The organism is Acidobacteriota bacterium (genome assembly GCA_039030395.1).
In the GTDB taxonomy this organism is placed as follows: domain Bacteria; phylum Acidobacteriota; class Thermoanaerobaculia; order Multivoradales; family JBCCEF01; genus JBCCEF01.
The window spans coordinates 78,255-92,938 of the sequence record JBCCEF010000004.1 but is presented as its reverse complement, the minus strand read 5'-3'; the positions used below and the strand labels follow the sequence as shown (position 1 = coordinate 92,938).

Annotated in this window: 14 protein-coding genes; 9 read left to right on the top strand and 5 right to left on the bottom strand. The window is 65.3% G+C overall.

Going from position 1 to position 14,684, the window contains the following annotated elements; translation table 11 throughout:
• Positions 1 to 54: 54 nt before the first annotated feature.
• From AAF481_06300 to AAF481_06290, 3 genes are all read left to right on the top strand, one after another.
• Positions 55 to 387, top strand: a complete 333-nt coding sequence (locus AAF481_06300) for a helix-turn-helix transcriptional regulator (GenBank protein ID MEM7480765.1) — start codon at positions 55 to 57, stop codon at positions 385 to 387.
• A gap of 150 nt (positions 388 to 537) precedes the next feature.
• Positions 538 to 1,458 (top strand): hypothetical protein, encoded by a 921-nt coding sequence (locus AAF481_06295; GenBank protein ID MEM7480764.1) that lies wholly within the window; start codon positions 538 to 540, stop codon positions 1,456 to 1,458.
• A 4-nt stretch (positions 1,459 to 1,462) separates the two neighbouring features.
• Positions 1,463 to 2,863, top strand: a complete 1,401-nt coding sequence (locus tag AAF481_06290; protein MEM7480763.1) for a hypothetical protein — start codon at positions 1,463 to 1,465, stop codon at positions 2,861 to 2,863.
• On the opposite strand, the gene AAF481_06285 is transcribed toward AAF481_06290, so the two are convergent.
• The 5 genes from AAF481_06285 to AAF481_06265 form a co-directional block, all read right to left on the bottom strand.
• Complete coding sequence (locus AAF481_06285; GenBank protein ID MEM7480762.1) at positions 2,860 to 3,888, bottom strand: hypothetical protein; 1,029 nt, start codon at positions 3,886 to 3,888, stop codon at positions 2,860 to 2,862. The two genes, AAF481_06290 and AAF481_06285, sit on opposite strands and share 4 nt — an antisense overlap.
• Positions 3,889 to 3,892: 4 nt before the next feature.
• Positions 3,893 to 5,290: a peptidoglycan DD-metalloendopeptidase family protein gene (locus tag AAF481_06280; GenBank protein ID MEM7480761.1), complete on the bottom strand. Its 1,398-nt coding sequence runs from the start codon at positions 5,288 to 5,290 to the stop codon at positions 3,893 to 3,895.
• Positions 5,291 to 5,565: 275 nt separating this feature from the next.
• Positions 5,566 to 6,012, bottom strand: a complete 447-nt coding sequence (locus AAF481_06275) for a TlpA disulfide reductase family protein (protein ID MEM7480760.1) — start codon at positions 6,010 to 6,012, stop codon at positions 5,566 to 5,568.
• A gap of 34 nt (positions 6,013 to 6,046) precedes the next feature.
• The gene (locus tag AAF481_06270) at positions 6,047 to 6,295 is read right to left on the bottom strand and encodes a zf-HC2 domain-containing protein (GenBank protein MEM7480759.1); all 249 of its coding nucleotides are present in this window, start codon (positions 6,293 to 6,295) and stop codon (positions 6,047 to 6,049) included.
• 99 nt (positions 6,296 to 6,394) lie between these two features.
• Positions 6,395 to 7,039, bottom strand: a complete 645-nt coding sequence (locus AAF481_06265) for a sigma-70 family RNA polymerase sigma factor (GenBank protein MEM7480758.1) — start codon at positions 7,037 to 7,039, stop codon at positions 6,395 to 6,397.
• Positions 7,040 to 7,427: 388 nt separating this feature from the next.
• On the opposite strand from AAF481_06265, the gene AAF481_06260 reads away from it, so the two are divergent.
• From AAF481_06260 to AAF481_06235, 6 genes are all read left to right on the top strand, one after another.
• Positions 7,428 to 8,486: a PfkB family carbohydrate kinase gene (locus AAF481_06260; GenBank protein ID MEM7480757.1), complete on the top strand. Its 1,059-nt coding sequence runs from the start codon at positions 7,428 to 7,430 to the stop codon at positions 8,484 to 8,486.
• Positions 8,486 to 8,950 carry an adenylyltransferase/cytidyltransferase family protein gene (locus AAF481_06255; protein ID MEM7480756.1) on the top strand — a complete coding sequence of 155 codons (465 nt, stop codon included), beginning with the start codon at positions 8,486 to 8,488 and terminating at the stop codon, positions 8,948 to 8,950. The genes AAF481_06260 and AAF481_06255 overlap by 1 nt, the downstream gene beginning before the upstream one ends.
• A gap of 23 nt (positions 8,951 to 8,973) precedes the next feature.
• The gene (locus AAF481_06250; protein ID MEM7480755.1) at positions 8,974 to 10,062 is read left to right on the top strand and encodes a glycosyltransferase family 9 protein; all 1,089 of its coding nucleotides are present in this window, start codon (positions 8,974 to 8,976) and stop codon (positions 10,060 to 10,062) included.
• Positions 10,063 to 10,219: 157 nt separating this feature from the next.
• The gene (pilB, locus tag AAF481_06245) at positions 10,220 to 11,956 is read left to right on the top strand and encodes a type IV-A pilus assembly ATPase PilB (GenBank protein ID MEM7480754.1); all 1,737 of its coding nucleotides are present in this window, start codon (positions 10,220 to 10,222) and stop codon (positions 11,954 to 11,956) included.
• 160 nt (positions 11,957 to 12,116) lie between these two features.
• A complete protein-coding gene (locus AAF481_06240) occupies positions 12,117 to 12,422 on the top strand; it encodes a hypothetical protein (protein MEM7480753.1) in 306 nt (101 codons plus the stop codon).
• On the top strand, positions 12,419 to 14,680 hold the full coding sequence (locus AAF481_06235) for a hypothetical protein (protein ID MEM7480752.1): 2,262 nt from the start codon (positions 12,419 to 12,421) through the stop codon (positions 14,678 to 14,680). The genes AAF481_06240 and AAF481_06235 overlap by 4 nt, the downstream gene beginning before the upstream one ends.
• The last annotated feature ends 4 nt before the right edge of the window (positions 14,681 to 14,684 follow it).

Genomic DNA, 14,684 nt, shown 5'->3' with positions numbered 1-14,684 from the left:
GAGAAGCCGCCCGCGAGGCCGCGAGGAGACAACCCACGCCGGCAAGGGAACCCGATGGCACTGCCCCTTGACACTGGACAGGTTGCTCTAGTCGGGCAGACCCTTCGCCGCCTGCGCAAGCGCCGAGGTCTGAGCCAGGACGAGATGGCCCTGCGAATCGGTATCGGATCCGCGGATCTGGTGCGCATGGAAAAGGGTCGGTGCCGGGTAGCCCTCGACACCCTGATCTCGATTTCGCAGGAGCTGGGGATTGGCGTTTGGGAACTCTTCGAGGACGGAGAGAACCAGGCCAACGCGCCTGCGGCGGGCCACCAGAGAGGACGTTTCCGCGAGACGCGCACCGGGGAGGTCGAAGAGTTCGTTGCCTTTCGGCGGCTGCGATCTTGAACGGCGGCGGTCTTGAACCTGCGGTGCCCGAACTGAACACGAGATGCCCGAATCCGAAACGATCGAGCCTGCAATCCATTGACGATATCCAATGACCGGGGCCAACAGCACTCCTTTGCCCCTTCCTAGACTTCGAGGGAATCGCCAGCGATGACAGAGTCTTCCACCTCCCAGAGCCCGAGCCGATCACGCTACGAAATCTTGCGCCGCCAGGCCAGCGCCGCTGCCGACCTGGGCCATCTGGACGAAGCCCTTGATCTCTGCGATAAGTCTTGGCAAGAAGCAAAGGCCTTGGGCGAGCCCGAACTCGTCGACCGCGCATTTTGCAACCGCAGTGCCGTGCTGATCGCCCTGAACCGCGGTAGCGAAGTCCTACGAGACCTGCGTGAGCTTCTGAGCAGTACTTCCAACACCGTCAATCGGCGCTTTGCGGCCTACCACATTGCCCGCATCTATGAGGTCCGGAAGGACCGCAAGAAGGCGCTTCTCTACGCCCGTATCTCGCGTGGCGAACTGAGCAAACTGGAATCACCGGAGCCGGAATGGCGGGCCTCCTCCCACAACCTGATGGGGAACCTGCTGATCGCGGAGAGCCGCTTCGAAGAGGCGGCCATGGAGTACGAGAATGCCCTCGCCGTGCAGGCCGAGGCGCCGGAACTTCGACGAGCGATGATCTGGGGCAACCTCGGCTACTCCTACATCGCTCTGGAGCGCCACTTCGCCGGTTTTGACCTGCTCTACCGCAGCCTGCGAGTGTTCCGGCGAAGCCAGGCGGAGCGGCCACTGATGATCGCCCATCTCGATCTTTGCTTTGCCCACCTCGAGGTCTCGCGCTACCGCCACGCCTGGCGTCACGGTCAGCGCTCCCTGGAACTGGCCCAAAGCCTCGGCGAACTCGACACCCTCAAGAACTGTCTGTATCTGCTGGGTGAAGCCGCGAACCTACTGGGCAACCACGACGAAGCGCGGGCCTGTTTCGACCGCCTGCAGAGCTATTTTCCGGACGTTCCGTTCCTGACGGAGTTCCTCTTCGCCATCGACGTTCGCAAGATGATCAACCTGAGGGCCTAGTCGGATGATGCTCAACCGCACCGCCTCTGTCCGTCTCTTGGTTTTCGCCGCCAGCCTGCTGGTGAGTGTTCCGGCCGTCGCGGACGCTCCGTCCACCCGCGCCCTGGGCGCCGACGGCACCATCTACCAAATCGAGCAGGACTACTACGGCGAACTGTTTCCGCCGGACCCAGGCTTTCCTCCGGACAATCCCGCCCTCGCCTTGCGCATCACCTATCACGACGGGTCGTCGAAACTGGTGTCGATTCCCGGCACCGCCGGGCCGCAGCTCGAACACCGCGCCCGGCTGATCGTCGCCAACCAGGTGCACGTGCTGTGGGAGAGCCAAGGAGCCACCTCTCGGCTGTACCTCGCCAGCTTCGACGGTGACCGGTGGTCCGATCCGGTGGTGCTCTCCGGCGAATTCGGGGTAAACCGCAACTCGAGTGAGTTGACGGTGACCCGCGATTCCTTCGAGATCGACCTCCAGGGCGAAGGTGCGGCCGCCGGCACGGTCCACCAGCGCGCGGTACTCCACCTGGTGTGGTCCGAGACCCGCTCCACCGAGGAGCATGCCGTGCACTACGCCCCGGTCACCCTCGAAGACGGCGCCTATATCGGCGAGCACCCGATCTTCCCGCTCATCGACTTCCTGGACGAAGACCGCACCGCCAGCGCCACGGCGGTTTCGCCGAAGCTGCTCCGCATCGTCACGATTCGCCGCGGCACGGCCGACGATTCGGTAGCGATCGGCTTTGTGGACCCGGTGACCGCCCAGCTCATCTCCCTCGACTTCCGAGTTCTGCCGAGCGAGTTGAGTCACCTGGCGGCAGTGGTCCGGCAAGCGCTGGTGGAGATCGGCGGCCAACTCGACATGAGCCAACCGGGCAGCTTAACCACCCTGATCGGCGGCACCCGTCATCATCTCATCGACATCGGCGCGCGCATCCAGCAAGACCTCCTCGACAGCCTGGCGGACGAAGTCGAAGCCTACGTGATGGCGACCGGCTGCGGCGCCCAGTGCGACCTCGAATCCCTGGCCCAAGGCGCCTATCGCCACCTCCTCGAAGCTGCCGCGGTATGGACCGAGTTGGAGGTCCTGGCGATGGACGGCGGCACCCGTCACCATCTCATCGATATCGGCGTCCGGCGCGAAACCGGCGATGGCGGCCCCCGTTCCGTCCACTTGCGCTTGCGGCCAAACGCCGAGCAAGCCCTGCCGGCGGGAGACATCGCCGCCACCCAGGCCCTGTTCCTCTCCCAGGACGGACAAAACTTCCTGATGGCCTGGGAGCAACAGGGCGTGGTGTTCTTCCGGGAGACCGAGGGCGCCGACTGGCAGCCCACGTACTCCCTCGGCCCGGCCGTCGTCGGCGGCCTGCGTGGCGCCCAGGAACTCTTGGAACAGCGGGTCAGCGACCGCTAGGGGGAGCTGACGTGTAGGCCCTGGTCGGCGGGGCGTGCCGGTAGAAGTTTGCCGCCGGCCGCCTCGATCGCCTCGGTCACGGCGCCGCGAGAGGCTGGCGGCGCAAAAATGGCGACGCACCCTCCTCCCCCAGCCCCGCAGGCCTTGCCGCCCCAGGCACCGGCTCGCCGGGCATCTTTCAGAATGCGCTCGATGGTGGGGGTGGAGATTCCTTCCGCCAGTTCCCGCCTGAAGCTCCACTCTCGGCTCATCAGCTCCCCCATCTTCGGCAGGTCGGCCGCTTCGACGGCCGCCGTCAGTTCCTCCGCCACCTGAGCGATTCCGTCGAACCGTCGGATCGTCCCCTCGTCGCCCTCCATGCGGCGGCGAACGATTCCCCAGTTGTTGCCGGCGGAAAAGTGGCTCTGGCCGGTGTAGGCGACGAGCAGGCTTTCCCCCAGCGCATCGAGGTCCACGTCCAGCCGGCGGGCGCGGTGGCCACCGGGCACCATCGCAACTTCCAAGGCTCCACCGAGGAGCGCCGGATAGTGGTCCTGGATACCCGTTGGTAGACCCATCAACAACGCTTCCAGGTCGCGCCCTCGGGCCACCACTTCGCTCGCGCTCGGCCTCGGCAGACCGAGCCCCTCGCTGCACGCCGTCAGCAACGCCACGGTGAGCGCCGAACTCGCTCCCAGCCCACCGCCGCGCGGTGACCCACTCGCTACCCGGCAGGCCACCGGACCCACCCGCTGGTCTTGGAGCACCGTCGCCACCAGCGCGCCGCCGGGCTGCTCACGCAGCTCACTCAGCGAATCGGCGGCCAGGCGTTCTTCCCCTTGATCGATCCGATAGCCCGCTTCGCGCGGCGTCAGCTCTACTTCGGCCACCAAGTCGAGCGCCAGGTTCACCGTACGGGAACCCGCATGGAGCAGTCCGATCGGCCAGAGGTCGAAGGTGCCGCCGGCGAGATCGACCCGGCAACCGGCACGCACGTTCACCGGCCGGATCAGCGGCCGGAAGGCGGAGCTGGTTTGGGACGGCACAGGCTCAGCGACCGGCGGAGACCGAGGAGGAAGACGGCGCCGGAGTGGCGGTGGGCGATGGCGAGTCATCTTCCGCAGCGAGCTGAAGGGCACGGCGAAGGGACTCTTCCGGCGGCAGTCCGATGCCCTCTTCGAGGCTCGTTCGGCATAGATCGCGCCAGGCGTAGAAGGACTCCACCTCGGCCACCGGAATGGGCTGCGCCGGCACGTTCTTCAAGGAGAGCGGATCGATCCACTTGCCCCGGTGCTGTACCCGGTAATCGAGGTGGGGACCGGTGGAGAGACCCGTGTTGCCGGAGTAGGCCACCACCTCGCCCTGGGAGACCCGCCGCCCGGGAGCGATGCCCTTGGCGAAGCGGGAAAGATGCAAGTAGGCCGTCAGGAAACTGTTGGCGTGGCGCACCTTGACTACCTTGCCACCGCCCTTGTTCCAGCCGGCGAAGGTCACCACGCCACCGGCGGTCGCCCGCACCGGGGTGCCGACGGGGGTTCCATAGTCGACCCCGTAGTGCGGCCGGTAGCGCTTGAGCACCGGGTGGAATCGCCGGAGATTGAAGCGACTGGTGATACGGGAATAGGTGAGCGGTGAGCGCAAGAACATCTTCTCGAGGGGTCGCCCATCGGGGCCGTAGTAGCCGTTGTCCTCACCGTAGCGATAGGCTTCCAGTTCCCGGCCGGCATTGACGTAGCGCAAGGCCAGGATGTTCCCCAAACCAGCATATGAGCCGTCCAGAACCACCTCTTCGTAGAGCACCTCGAAGCGATCGCCGGTCCGCAGGTCGCGATGGAAGTCGAGATCCCATTGCAGCACTTCGGCCATCTTGAAGGCCAGACGACTGGATCCGCCGCCGCTGACGATCGCCGTTTCCAATGCGCCGGTGAGCACGCCCTGGACGGTGCGCGTTTGCACTGTCCGCTCAAAGGGCTCCCAGCTCGGATCCCAGCCTTCGCCCGCCCGGGCGAGGTGGACCCGTCCGCGGTCTTCGACCCGCAGGGAAACAGCATCCGGCCGTTCCTCGTCGCCGAGGAAAAAGGAAACCGTCTGGCCCGGCCGCAGCCGCCGAACGTCGACGTACTCCCCCAACACCTCAATGGCCCGCCGGGCCTCGGCCGGTTCCAAACCACCGGTTTGCAGCAAACCGCCCAAAGTGCCGCCACTCTCCAAGGCGAGCTGAAGCGGTATCCGGAGCTCTTCGAGGTCGAGTACCGGTGCCGGATCCATTCCCGCCAATGAGCTATCGAAGACAGGGATGGTGGCCAGCGGGAAAGACGAGTCGGCGAAGTCCGTCAGCCGCTCCGTCGAGGCGAGCAACGAAATCGCGATGGCCAGCAGTGCGAGGGGGACGACGAGACGAAACCAGAACAGAAGCCGCCGCGAAGGAGTTTCGGAAGCTCGAGCCATAGGTGCTTTCAGTGGTCGCCGCGGTGGAAGGATGCGCCTTTTGATTGGCCGGGCTAGGACGGTATGTGCGAAAATCCCTTATTTGATCGGCACTTGCACCGCAAGGGTAGTGCAAAAACAGACCAAAAATCAACTGTCGCAGGTATTTTCTACGCCTAGCCTCAGGCGGAGTTACGCACTGACCGCTGCGGCTCGACCAGGCTTGCTGCAACCAGCGCTAGGGGACCGTCGCGCCTCCCCTGCCGTTCGGAGCGGAATGTACTTGGCGAGTCGGGTCAGCCCAGAACCTGGGCGATCTCGGCATTCGGATCGTCCGGCATACGCACTCGCAAAACCGGATTGCGCCCCTCGAGCACCACCAGTGCCGGAAGATCTGGCCGCGAGTACTTCTTCGAGAAGGAAGCGTCCAGGTCGAGAAACACCGGCACGCTCAACCGCTTACCCTGGAGAAAACCGGCCACCGTCTCGCGGTCTTCCTGGAAATTCACCGTGATCACCCGCGCCTGCCCGCCCCAGCGCTGGGCGATGCCGTTGACGCGGTCCACCACGTCACGGCCGCGCGGCGACCAGGAGGCCCAGAAGATGATGATGGTGGTCTTCTGGTCGAGATCCGCTTCGGTCAGGATCTCTCCGCCGAGTCCGTTCAGTCGGATCTCCTGTGCCGCACCGGAAGGCGCCAGCGCAGCCATCGCCAACCCCAGCAACAGGATCGCGGAGTTCAATCCGGTTCTCGACGAGCGACTCATAATGACCTCCTCAGTTTTCTGCTGTGGAAGCTTTTTGGCGATGAGGAAGACTGACCAGAATGCGGCGACGGAGGCCGTTGGGCGCCGGCCGTCGGCCGCAGCGGGTGCGGAAAATCAGCAGGACCTTCTGCTTGTAGCTGACCGACTGGTAGCACTTCGGGCAGCGGCCTAGATGCTCTTCGTAGGAAACCCGCAGGGGCCGCTCCATCTCGTCGTCAAAGAACAGATAGACGTCCTTCCACACCTGCTTGCAGTCCATCGAGAATCCTCCGCTCTGAATGAGAGGCGCCGCGCGGATGGTTCCGGCCGGCTCTGCTTCCTCAGAACTCGATGGCCCGTAGCGAAATTCCAGCCACCGTCAAGAAGACTCTGGAGATTTTGCCGAATCCCCGGAACGACTGCGCATTTTGGAGGGTTGTCCGTCTTCCTTCAGATAGCCCCGCTCGCGCGCATACTTGAGCATCGCGGCTTCGAGGAGCCGGCGGCCGCGGTACAGCCGGCTCATCACCGTGCCAACCGGAACTTCCAGGATCTCGGCGATCTCCTTGTAGGCGAAACCTTCCAGGTCCGCGAGCAGCACAACCATGCGGTAGTCCGGCGGCAGGTCGTCGAGGGCTCGCTGGAGATGCTCGTCGAGAACGTTTTCGAGGAGCTCCTGTTCCGGGTTCTTGATGCGCGGCGAAAGGTCCTCGTTCACCTGCGTCTCGAAGGAGTCCTCGATGTCCGCGAAGTCACTCTGGGGAGGAGCCTGCTGCTTCTTGCGGTAGCTGTTGATGAAGGTGTTCTTCATTATTTTGAACAGCCACGCCTTGAAGTTGGTCCCCTCCTCGAACTTGTCGTAATACTTGTAGGCCTTGAGATAGGTCTCCTGCACCAGATCCTCTGCATCCTCGGAATTCCGGGTCATGCGGTAGGCGGTGTTGAAAAGTGCGTCCACAAAAGGCATGGCCGCCACTTCGAAATCCCAACCTTTCTGGTGCTGGATGGCGGCTTGACTGGTCATTTCTCACTCCTGTTGTGGCTGCACTCAGCCTACGGACAACCACTTCTTACGCACAACCGGTGCCAACGGATGCTCTTTCGGGGTGTCCTCTATTCTCAAAGCGGTTTCCGACCCGCAATCTGGTCACCAGCGCACCGCTGTCCCACATTGTGGACGGAACGGCGCATCTGCATGCCGTCGTGACGTTATTTAATCCTCAGCAACATCGTACACCCTTAAGAGACCGATGGTTCCCGCCGCTTTTTCCGCCGGATGGTAAATTTGCCCCGTTCAAATCGACTGTCTCGACCTGCCACCCGAATCATGCTGCCTTCGCACCCCTCACGGCCCGTGCCCGTCCCTGCACCTACGGACGTTCCGGCCACCCCATTCCTTACCGCGGAACGTCATGCCGACTAAGCAAGCTCCGGCGGAGGCACGGCTCCTGGAGCTGATCGACCGCATGGCAGGGCAACCGGTGGCGCTGATGGCGGATCTGGTGGCAGACCGCTTTATCACCGGCTCGCCGAAGCGCATTAGCCGGGAGGCCCCGGTGTTGATCCTGCGCCACGACGAAGAGCGGGTAGAGCCCGGCGGTGGCGCCAACGCCGCCGCCAATGTCGCCGCCCTCGGCGGCAGAGCGCTGCTGGTCGGCGTGGTGGGCGACGACCCGAACGGCCGGGATCTACTGGCGGCGCTGGAGCGCAAGGGCGTCGCGACGGACGGCGTGTGGACAAAAAAAGGCTACTCCACCCCCACCAAGGTCCGCGTCCTAGGCGGCGACCCGCACGGCATCAAGCAGCAGATCGTGCGCTTCGACATCGAACGCCCCCTCGACTTGAACCCAGAGGATCTGGCAGCCCTCGGCGAGCGGCACCAGGCTCTCCGGCAGCAGGCGCCGCGGGTGGCGATCATCAGCGACTACGGCTACGGCGGCGCCGCGCCGGAGCAGGTTCACCGCCTGCGCGAGCTGGTCGGCCCGCAAGGCACCGTGCTGTGCGACAGCCGCTACCGCCTCGCCGAGTTCGGCGGTTCGGACGGAGTGATCGACGGCGCCACCCCAAACGCCGAGGAAGCGGACGGCCTATTCGGTTCCGCCATCGGCGACACCCCGGAGAGCCTCTGCCCGGCGGGCCATCAAATGCGCCGGGACCTGGCGGTACGCTGGCTGTTGATCACCCGCGGCTCCCGCGGCATGAGCCTGTTCGAAGCGGACGGCTCGGCCCATTTGCCGATCCACGGCACCAGCCAGGTGGCGGACGTCACCGGTGCCGGCGATACGGTGATCGGTACCCTTGCCCTGGCCTTGGCCGCCGGCGCCACCCCCGTTGAAAGCACCCTGCTGGCGAACTACGCCGGCGGCATCGTGGTGATGAAGATGGGCACCGCCACCGCCTCGCCGGACGAACTGCGCCGGGCCGTCCGGCGCGATCCACGGCCTCGCGAGGAGCTGCGATGGGACGCGTGATGAACCGAAAAGCCCTGGCCGAGGAACTCACTCGCCGGCGCGCCGCAGGTAAGGTGATCGCCTTCGCCAACGGCCACTTCGATCTACTGCACGTCGGCCATCTGCGCTATCTCAAGGATGCGCGGCGCCAGGGCGATCTGTTGGTGGTGGCGATCAACGACGACGACTCGGTGGCACGCCTCAAGGGCGCCGGCCGGCCGATCGTGCCGGCGGCGGAGCGGGCGGAACTGCTGGCGGCCCTCGAGCCGGTGGACTACGCGGTGATCTTCGAAGGCGACTCGCCGGCGCCGCTCCTCTCGGCGCTGCGACCGGACATCCACTGCAAGGGACCGGACTACGGCTCTCCGGAGAAGGTGCCGGAGTTCGAAACGGTGCGCGCCTACGGCGGTGAAACGCGCCTGGTCGGCGACCCCAAGGACCACAACACCAGCGACCTGATCCAGCTCGTCAAGGAGCTGCCATAGGCGGTTCGGCGGATTTGCCGGGGATGCCGTCACCGGCGGACGGCGAAGGGCTGCGCATTCTGCTGGTCCGCACCAGTGCCCTGGGCGACGTGGTGCATGCCCTACCCACCCTCATCGCCCTGCGGCGACACCTGCCGAAGGCGGTGATCGGCTGGGTGGTCGAGGCCTCCAACGCGCCGGTACTCGCCGGCCATCCGGATCTCGACCGAGTCTTCCAGGTGCGGTTGAAGACCTGGCGCAAGCGCGCCCTATCGCGCGACCACCGCCGGGCCTGGCGAGGACTCAAGAACGACCTGCGGGCCTTTCGGCCGGATGTCGCCCTCGACCTGATGGGCAACTTCAAGGGCGGTGCCCTCGCCCGGCTATGCGGGGCCCCACGACGCATCGGGCTGGCACCGGCTTTCCGCAAGGAGCCGACGAGCCGATTTCTCTTGAACGAGCACGTCACCCCGGCGGGACCGCATGCGGTCGACCATGCCCTGGCACCGCTTTCCGGCCTCGGCATCGCGGTTGACTCGGCGAGCGTGGACTTCGGACCGGAGAAGATCTTCCGGCAGTCCAAGGGCTCTGCCGACCCCTTGCTCGCCGCGGCGGACCTCACGGACGAGCCCTTCTTCCTGCTCCATCCGGGAGCCGGCTGGGTGAGCAAGGAATACCCACCGGAGCGCTGGGCGGCGACGGTTCGCGGCCTGCACGAACGCACAGGAGTTGCCACCCTGCTCTCCGCCGGCCCGGGAGAACAAGACCTGGCGGCGGAGATCGCCTGCCGGGGGGGCGAAATGGTCCGACGTTCGCCCATGGCGGACCTGCCGGCCCTGGCGGACCTCATCCGGCGCTGCCGGCTGATGCTCGGCGGCGATACCGGCCCGCTCCATCTCGGCCACGCCCTGGGCGCCCCGGTGCTCCTCCTCCACGGCCCCACGGATCCGGTCCGCCACGGCCCTTATGGCGCACCGCGGCGCGCCATCGCCCATCGTCCGCCGGGCGGCTACCGCTACAAGCGCCTCGCCGGCGCCGAACAGGAACTTCACAGCATCGCGCCGGAGGAGGTCATCGAGCGCGCCTTGGAACTCTTGGCGGAGGCCTCGCCCACCGGCCCGAAACCCTCATGAATCAGCACGTTGCCCCATTTCGGAGGCGTTGCTACACTCTTCGGCAGGAATTTCCTTACCGCTCGGCCCCGGAGGCCACCGTACTGGGACTCTAAAGTGGGATTCTGAGCGCCGGAACGAAGCGCAGACGACAAGGCGCCTCGAAAAGGGGATGAATATGGCAACCGGCTCGAAAACGGCATTCGACCGCTTTGGCGATTTTCTCGTCAAAACGGGCAAGGTCAGCGAAGAACAGCTCCACGAGGCTCTCGCCGCACAGAAATCCCAAGGCGGCCGCCTCGGCAGCAACCTGGTCAAGCTCGGGTTCGTCAGCGACGCCTCCCTGATCACCCTGCTGTCGGAACATTTCGGCGTGCCGTCCGTCGACCTCGCCAGCCTGGAGATCGACGACAGCGTTCTCAAGATCATCCCGGCGGACATCGCCCGCAAGTACACCATCCTGCCGGTGGCCAAGGCCGGCGCCACGGTGACCCTGGCGATGATCGATCCGACCAACGTCTTCGCCATGGACGACGTCAAGTTCATGACCGGCTACCGGGTGGAACCGGTGGTCACCTCGGAGATCGCACTGCGCGCGGCGATCGAAGAGCACTACGGCTCGACCCACGCCATCGAGCTCAAGAAGGTCATGGAAGACCTGACGGAAGAGGCCGACGCGGACCTCGAGGTGCTCGACGAAGAGCAGGACTTGGACCTCGCCACCCTGGAGGAAGAGTCCGAAACGGCACCGGTGGTCAAGCTGGTCAACATCATCCTGACGGACGCGATCAAGCGCGGCGCTTCGGACATCCACATCGAGCCCTACGAAAAGGACTACCGGGTGCGCTACCGCATCGATGGCGTGCTCTACGAAATGATGCACCCGCCGGTCAAGCTCAAGGAGGCGATCACCAGCCGGTGCAAGATCATGGCGAAGCTGGACATCGCCGAAAAGCGCCTGCCCCAGGACGGCCGCATCAAGATCAAGACCAAGATCGGCGGACGAGTCAAGGACCTCGACTTCCGCGTCTCCGTGCTGCCGACGATCTTCGGCGAAAAGATCGTCATGCGGCTGCTGGACAAAGACAAGCTGATGCTCGACATGACCAAGCTCGGCTTCGAGCCGGAGTCGCTGCGCATCTTCGAGCAGGCGATCCTGAAGCCCTACGGCATGGTGCTGGTCACCGGCCCCACCGGCTCCGGCAAGACCAATTCTCTCTACTCGGCGCTCCAGCGCATCAACACGCCGGAGACCAACATCATGACCGCCGAGGATCCGGTGGAGTTCAACCTGCCGGGCATCAACCAGGTGCAGATGAAGGAGCAGATCGGCCTCAACTTCGCCGCTGCCCTGCGCTCCTTCCTGCGCCAGGACCCGAACATCATCCTGGTCGGCGAGGTGCGGGATTTCGAAACCGCCGAGGTCGCCATCAAGGCCGCGATGACCGGTCACCTGGTGCTCTCCACCCTGCACACCAATGACGCTCCTTCCTCCATCAACCGCCTGATGAATATGGGCATCGAACCCTTCCTGGTGGCCACCTCGGTCCACCTGGTGGCCGCCCAACGGCTGGTGCGCCGGGTCTGCACCTTCTGCAAGGAACCCCTGGAGCTGCCCAAACAGGCGCTCCTCGAAGTGGGCTTCGGCGAACACGAGATCCCGGCCTTGAAGCTGTTCCAGGGCAAGGGCTGCGAGCGCTGCAGCAACACCGGCTTCAAAGGCCGCATCGGCCTCTACGAAGTACTGGCCGTCGACGACGAGATCCGCGAAATGATCCTCTCCGGCGCCACCTCCGTCGAACTGCGCACGAAGGCCATCGACAACGGCATGATCTCGCTGCGCCAGAGCGGTCTGCGCAAGATCAAGGACGGCCTCACCACCGTCGAAGAAGTGGTCCGCGAGACGGTTCTGTAGGGTCGGAGTTCCACTCCAGCTTTTCGATCGCCTTCTGGTCGATCGACTTCTCTCTTGTCGCGAATCGCGCGACGAAGTCTCTCCCATCGGGCGGGCGGTTGAATCGTTGACGGTCGAAGAGTCTCCTGTTATTGTGTAAGTAAACAATTAGGAATCCATTATGAGAACGCGACTTTGCCGGCTGACGCTGTTCACGACCCTCGTGCTCTTTGCCACCTCGGGTGCCTTCTCGAACACCTACACGGGTTGCTATGACTGCAAATTGCAGAACCCTGGCTGTTTGAACACGGAGGTGACCTGCTACTGGATTTGCAAAGCGGCCCAGGACGATGAGCAAGGCGATGGCATTTACTGCAAGCAGGAGCGTCGATGGTTCGGTTGGACCTGTGACACTTGGGGTGGCGGGTGCCTCGCGATCTACATCGAAGGCGAGGATCCGGACTGCGAAGGCTACTGCCCACGGTGAGAACGCTCGGATTGCTGGTGGCGGCTCTCGGGCTGGGTGTTGGTGCCTTCGCCACGGAACCGGACGTGACGGTGTCCCTCTCGGCCCGGTCGCCGGACGGAGCACCACACGAAAGCGCAGTCTTTCGGCTGATCCCCGACCCACCCGGCCCGGCGCCGAGTGAAACAACCAACTCGACCGTCGAGCTGCCCGCGGGCTCGCGCTGGAAGATCTGCCTCGAACTTGCCGGTCATTGGTCGCCCTGTGAGCGCATCGAAGTCGAAGCCGAAACCCGCCTCACCTTCTCCACCCACCCTACCGGAACCATCTCCGGCCGCTGGAAAGATATGGCAGAGCCCGGAGCGCCGGAAAAGCTCTACCTTCGCTTTTCGAGTCCTACATCGAGGGATCTGAAAAGCTTCACCGTGCCCTGCGGCCAGACGGCGGAGCGCTGGTCCTGTGAGGTTCCAAACCTCGGCCGGGAACTCGATCTCGAGCTGCGGCCAAAAGGGTTCGTACCGATCTACCGCTTCGGCCTAAACATCAAGGCCGGCGAGGACGCGGACTGGGGAACGCTGGACCTGCGCCACGGTGCCTCGCTGGTCGCCCGGGTCGAAACGGCGGACGGACGGCCGCTCGGCGACCGGGCCCGGGCGCGCCTGGTCCCCTTCGCACCGCGGCTCCCTTCGGCGCACCGAGTGGAGCCGGCCGCCGAGAGCCCGGTCAGCGCCGCCGGCTTCGTCCAGCTCGGCGCCGTCGAGCCCGGCGCCTACACCCTCGAGGTCGATCACCCGGACTACGCCCGCGCGGTGGAATACCCCCTGGAGCTGCCTTACCCGGCGGAGATCCGGCTCCAGCTCCCGGTGGTGCTGCACAAACCGCTCACCCTCGAGATCGCCATCTCGCCACCGATGGACTGGATGGGAAAGCCCTGGAAGGTGCTGTTGGTACCCGGCTCGGACCTCTCCCACTCGCAAGGTAACGGCGCCGCCTACGATGGGCCTGCGGATTCCCAAGGCAGAGTCTCGGTACCGAAGCAGACGCCTGGATCGTTTCTCTTCACCATCTCGGACAGCGCCGGCAATCCTCTTCACGGGGAGTCTCACCGGCTGGTCAAGGGACCGGAGGACGCCCGGATCGATGTGGATCTGGAACTGTTGGTGGTGCGAGGAGTCCTCCTTCACGGTGACGAACCGGTCGCCGGCAGCCTGTGGTTCGGGCGGCAGCACGGCTTGGTGGGCGGGGAGATGGCGGCGGATGGCTCCGGCGAATTCGTCGGCGTCCTGCCGCGGGACGGCTGGTGGGATGTCGAGGTGGACGTACCGGAACTCGAGGTCGAGAAGCTGCTCCAACGCGTGGAGGTGGTGGCCCGCTCCGATGGCGACGGCGAGGTGGAGGTGGTTCTGCCGGACACTGAACTCCATTGCCGCACAGTCGACCGAGAGGGGCGACCGATCGCCGGCGCGGAGGTCCACGCCTCGTCCCTGAACGACGCCATCGCCCACGGGGTCAGCGACGAGGAGGGCGAGGTGACCCTGCGCGCCTTCGACGCCGGGCCGGCAGTGGTCGGCGCTTCAATGAGGCGACGAGGCAAAACCTGGAGCAGCCGCAGCCTCACCCTGCCGGTGGTCGAAGGGACCCCCGCCGGACCGGTCGAGCTGGTGCTCGAAGAGCGGGTTTCGGTGAGCGGGCGGGTGGTTTCCGACCGCGGCCCGGTGCCCCACGCGATGGTAGACGTGGCCACCAGCGAACCACTCTTCGCGGTCACCCACGACAGCGTCCGCACCAGCCGCGACGGCCACTTCGAAGCCGAGATCTCGGCCGAAGCTCGGATGCTTCAGATCACCGTCGGGCCGCCCGGGCACGCCTTGAAGACGTTCCGAGTACTGCCGTCGGACCCGCTCGAACTGGTCGTACCGAGCGAAGGCGGCACCCTGCGTATCGCCCGCGGCGGGCGCGATCCTGACACGGAGCGTTCACCGGAGTTCTTGCGCCTCCAGCAGGACGACACCTGGCTGCCGATGAACCGGCTGTGGAACTGGGCCCAGGGACACGGCGTAGTAGCGGCCCGCGATGCCGACGCGGCGGAATTCCCCCGCCTGGCGCCAGGAATCTACCGCGCCTGCTTCTCACGGCCCGAGGAACTGGACCGCGCCGCGACGGCGAGCGGCCAGAACGAGGGTGGGAGCGTGATGCGCTGCGCCGAGGGCTACCTGACCGCCGGCGGCGTCCTGGAACTCGCCGTGGAACTCTCGCCGAAGGCACCGACCGGCCGGTAGGGTT

Coding starts and splice junctions, on each gene's coding strand:
- AAF481_06300 (MEM7480765.1), top strand. CDS start 55: ATGGCACTGCCCCTTGACACTGGACAGGTTGCTCTAGTCGGGCAGACC.
- AAF481_06295 (MEM7480764.1), top strand. CDS start 538: ATGACAGAGTCTTCCACCTCCCAGAGCCCGAGCCGATCACGCTACGAA.
- AAF481_06290 (MEM7480763.1), top strand. CDS start 1,463: ATGATGCTCAACCGCACCGCCTCTGTCCGTCTCTTGGTTTTCGCCGCC.
- AAF481_06280 (MEM7480761.1), bottom strand. CDS start 5,290: ATGGCTCGAGCTTCCGAAACTCCTTCGCGGCGGCTTCTGTTCTGGTTT.
- AAF481_06270 (MEM7480759.1), bottom strand. CDS start 6,295: ATGGACTGCAAGCAGGTGTGGAAGGACGTCTATCTGTTCTTTGACGAC.
- AAF481_06265 (MEM7480758.1), bottom strand. CDS start 7,039: ATGACCAGTCAAGCCGCCATCCAGCACCAGAAAGGTTGGGATTTCGAA.
- AAF481_06260 (MEM7480757.1), top strand. CDS start 7,428: ATGCCGACTAAGCAAGCTCCGGCGGAGGCACGGCTCCTGGAGCTGATC.
- AAF481_06255 (MEM7480756.1), top strand. CDS start 8,486: ATGAACCGAAAAGCCCTGGCCGAGGAACTCACTCGCCGGCGCGCCGCA.
- AAF481_06250 (MEM7480755.1), top strand. CDS start 8,974: ATGCCGTCACCGGCGGACGGCGAAGGGCTGCGCATTCTGCTGGTCCGC.
- pilB (MEM7480754.1), top strand. CDS start 10,220: ATGGCAACCGGCTCGAAAACGGCATTCGACCGCTTTGGCGATTTTCTC.
- AAF481_06240 (MEM7480753.1), top strand. CDS start 12,117: ATGAGAACGCGACTTTGCCGGCTGACGCTGTTCACGACCCTCGTGCTC.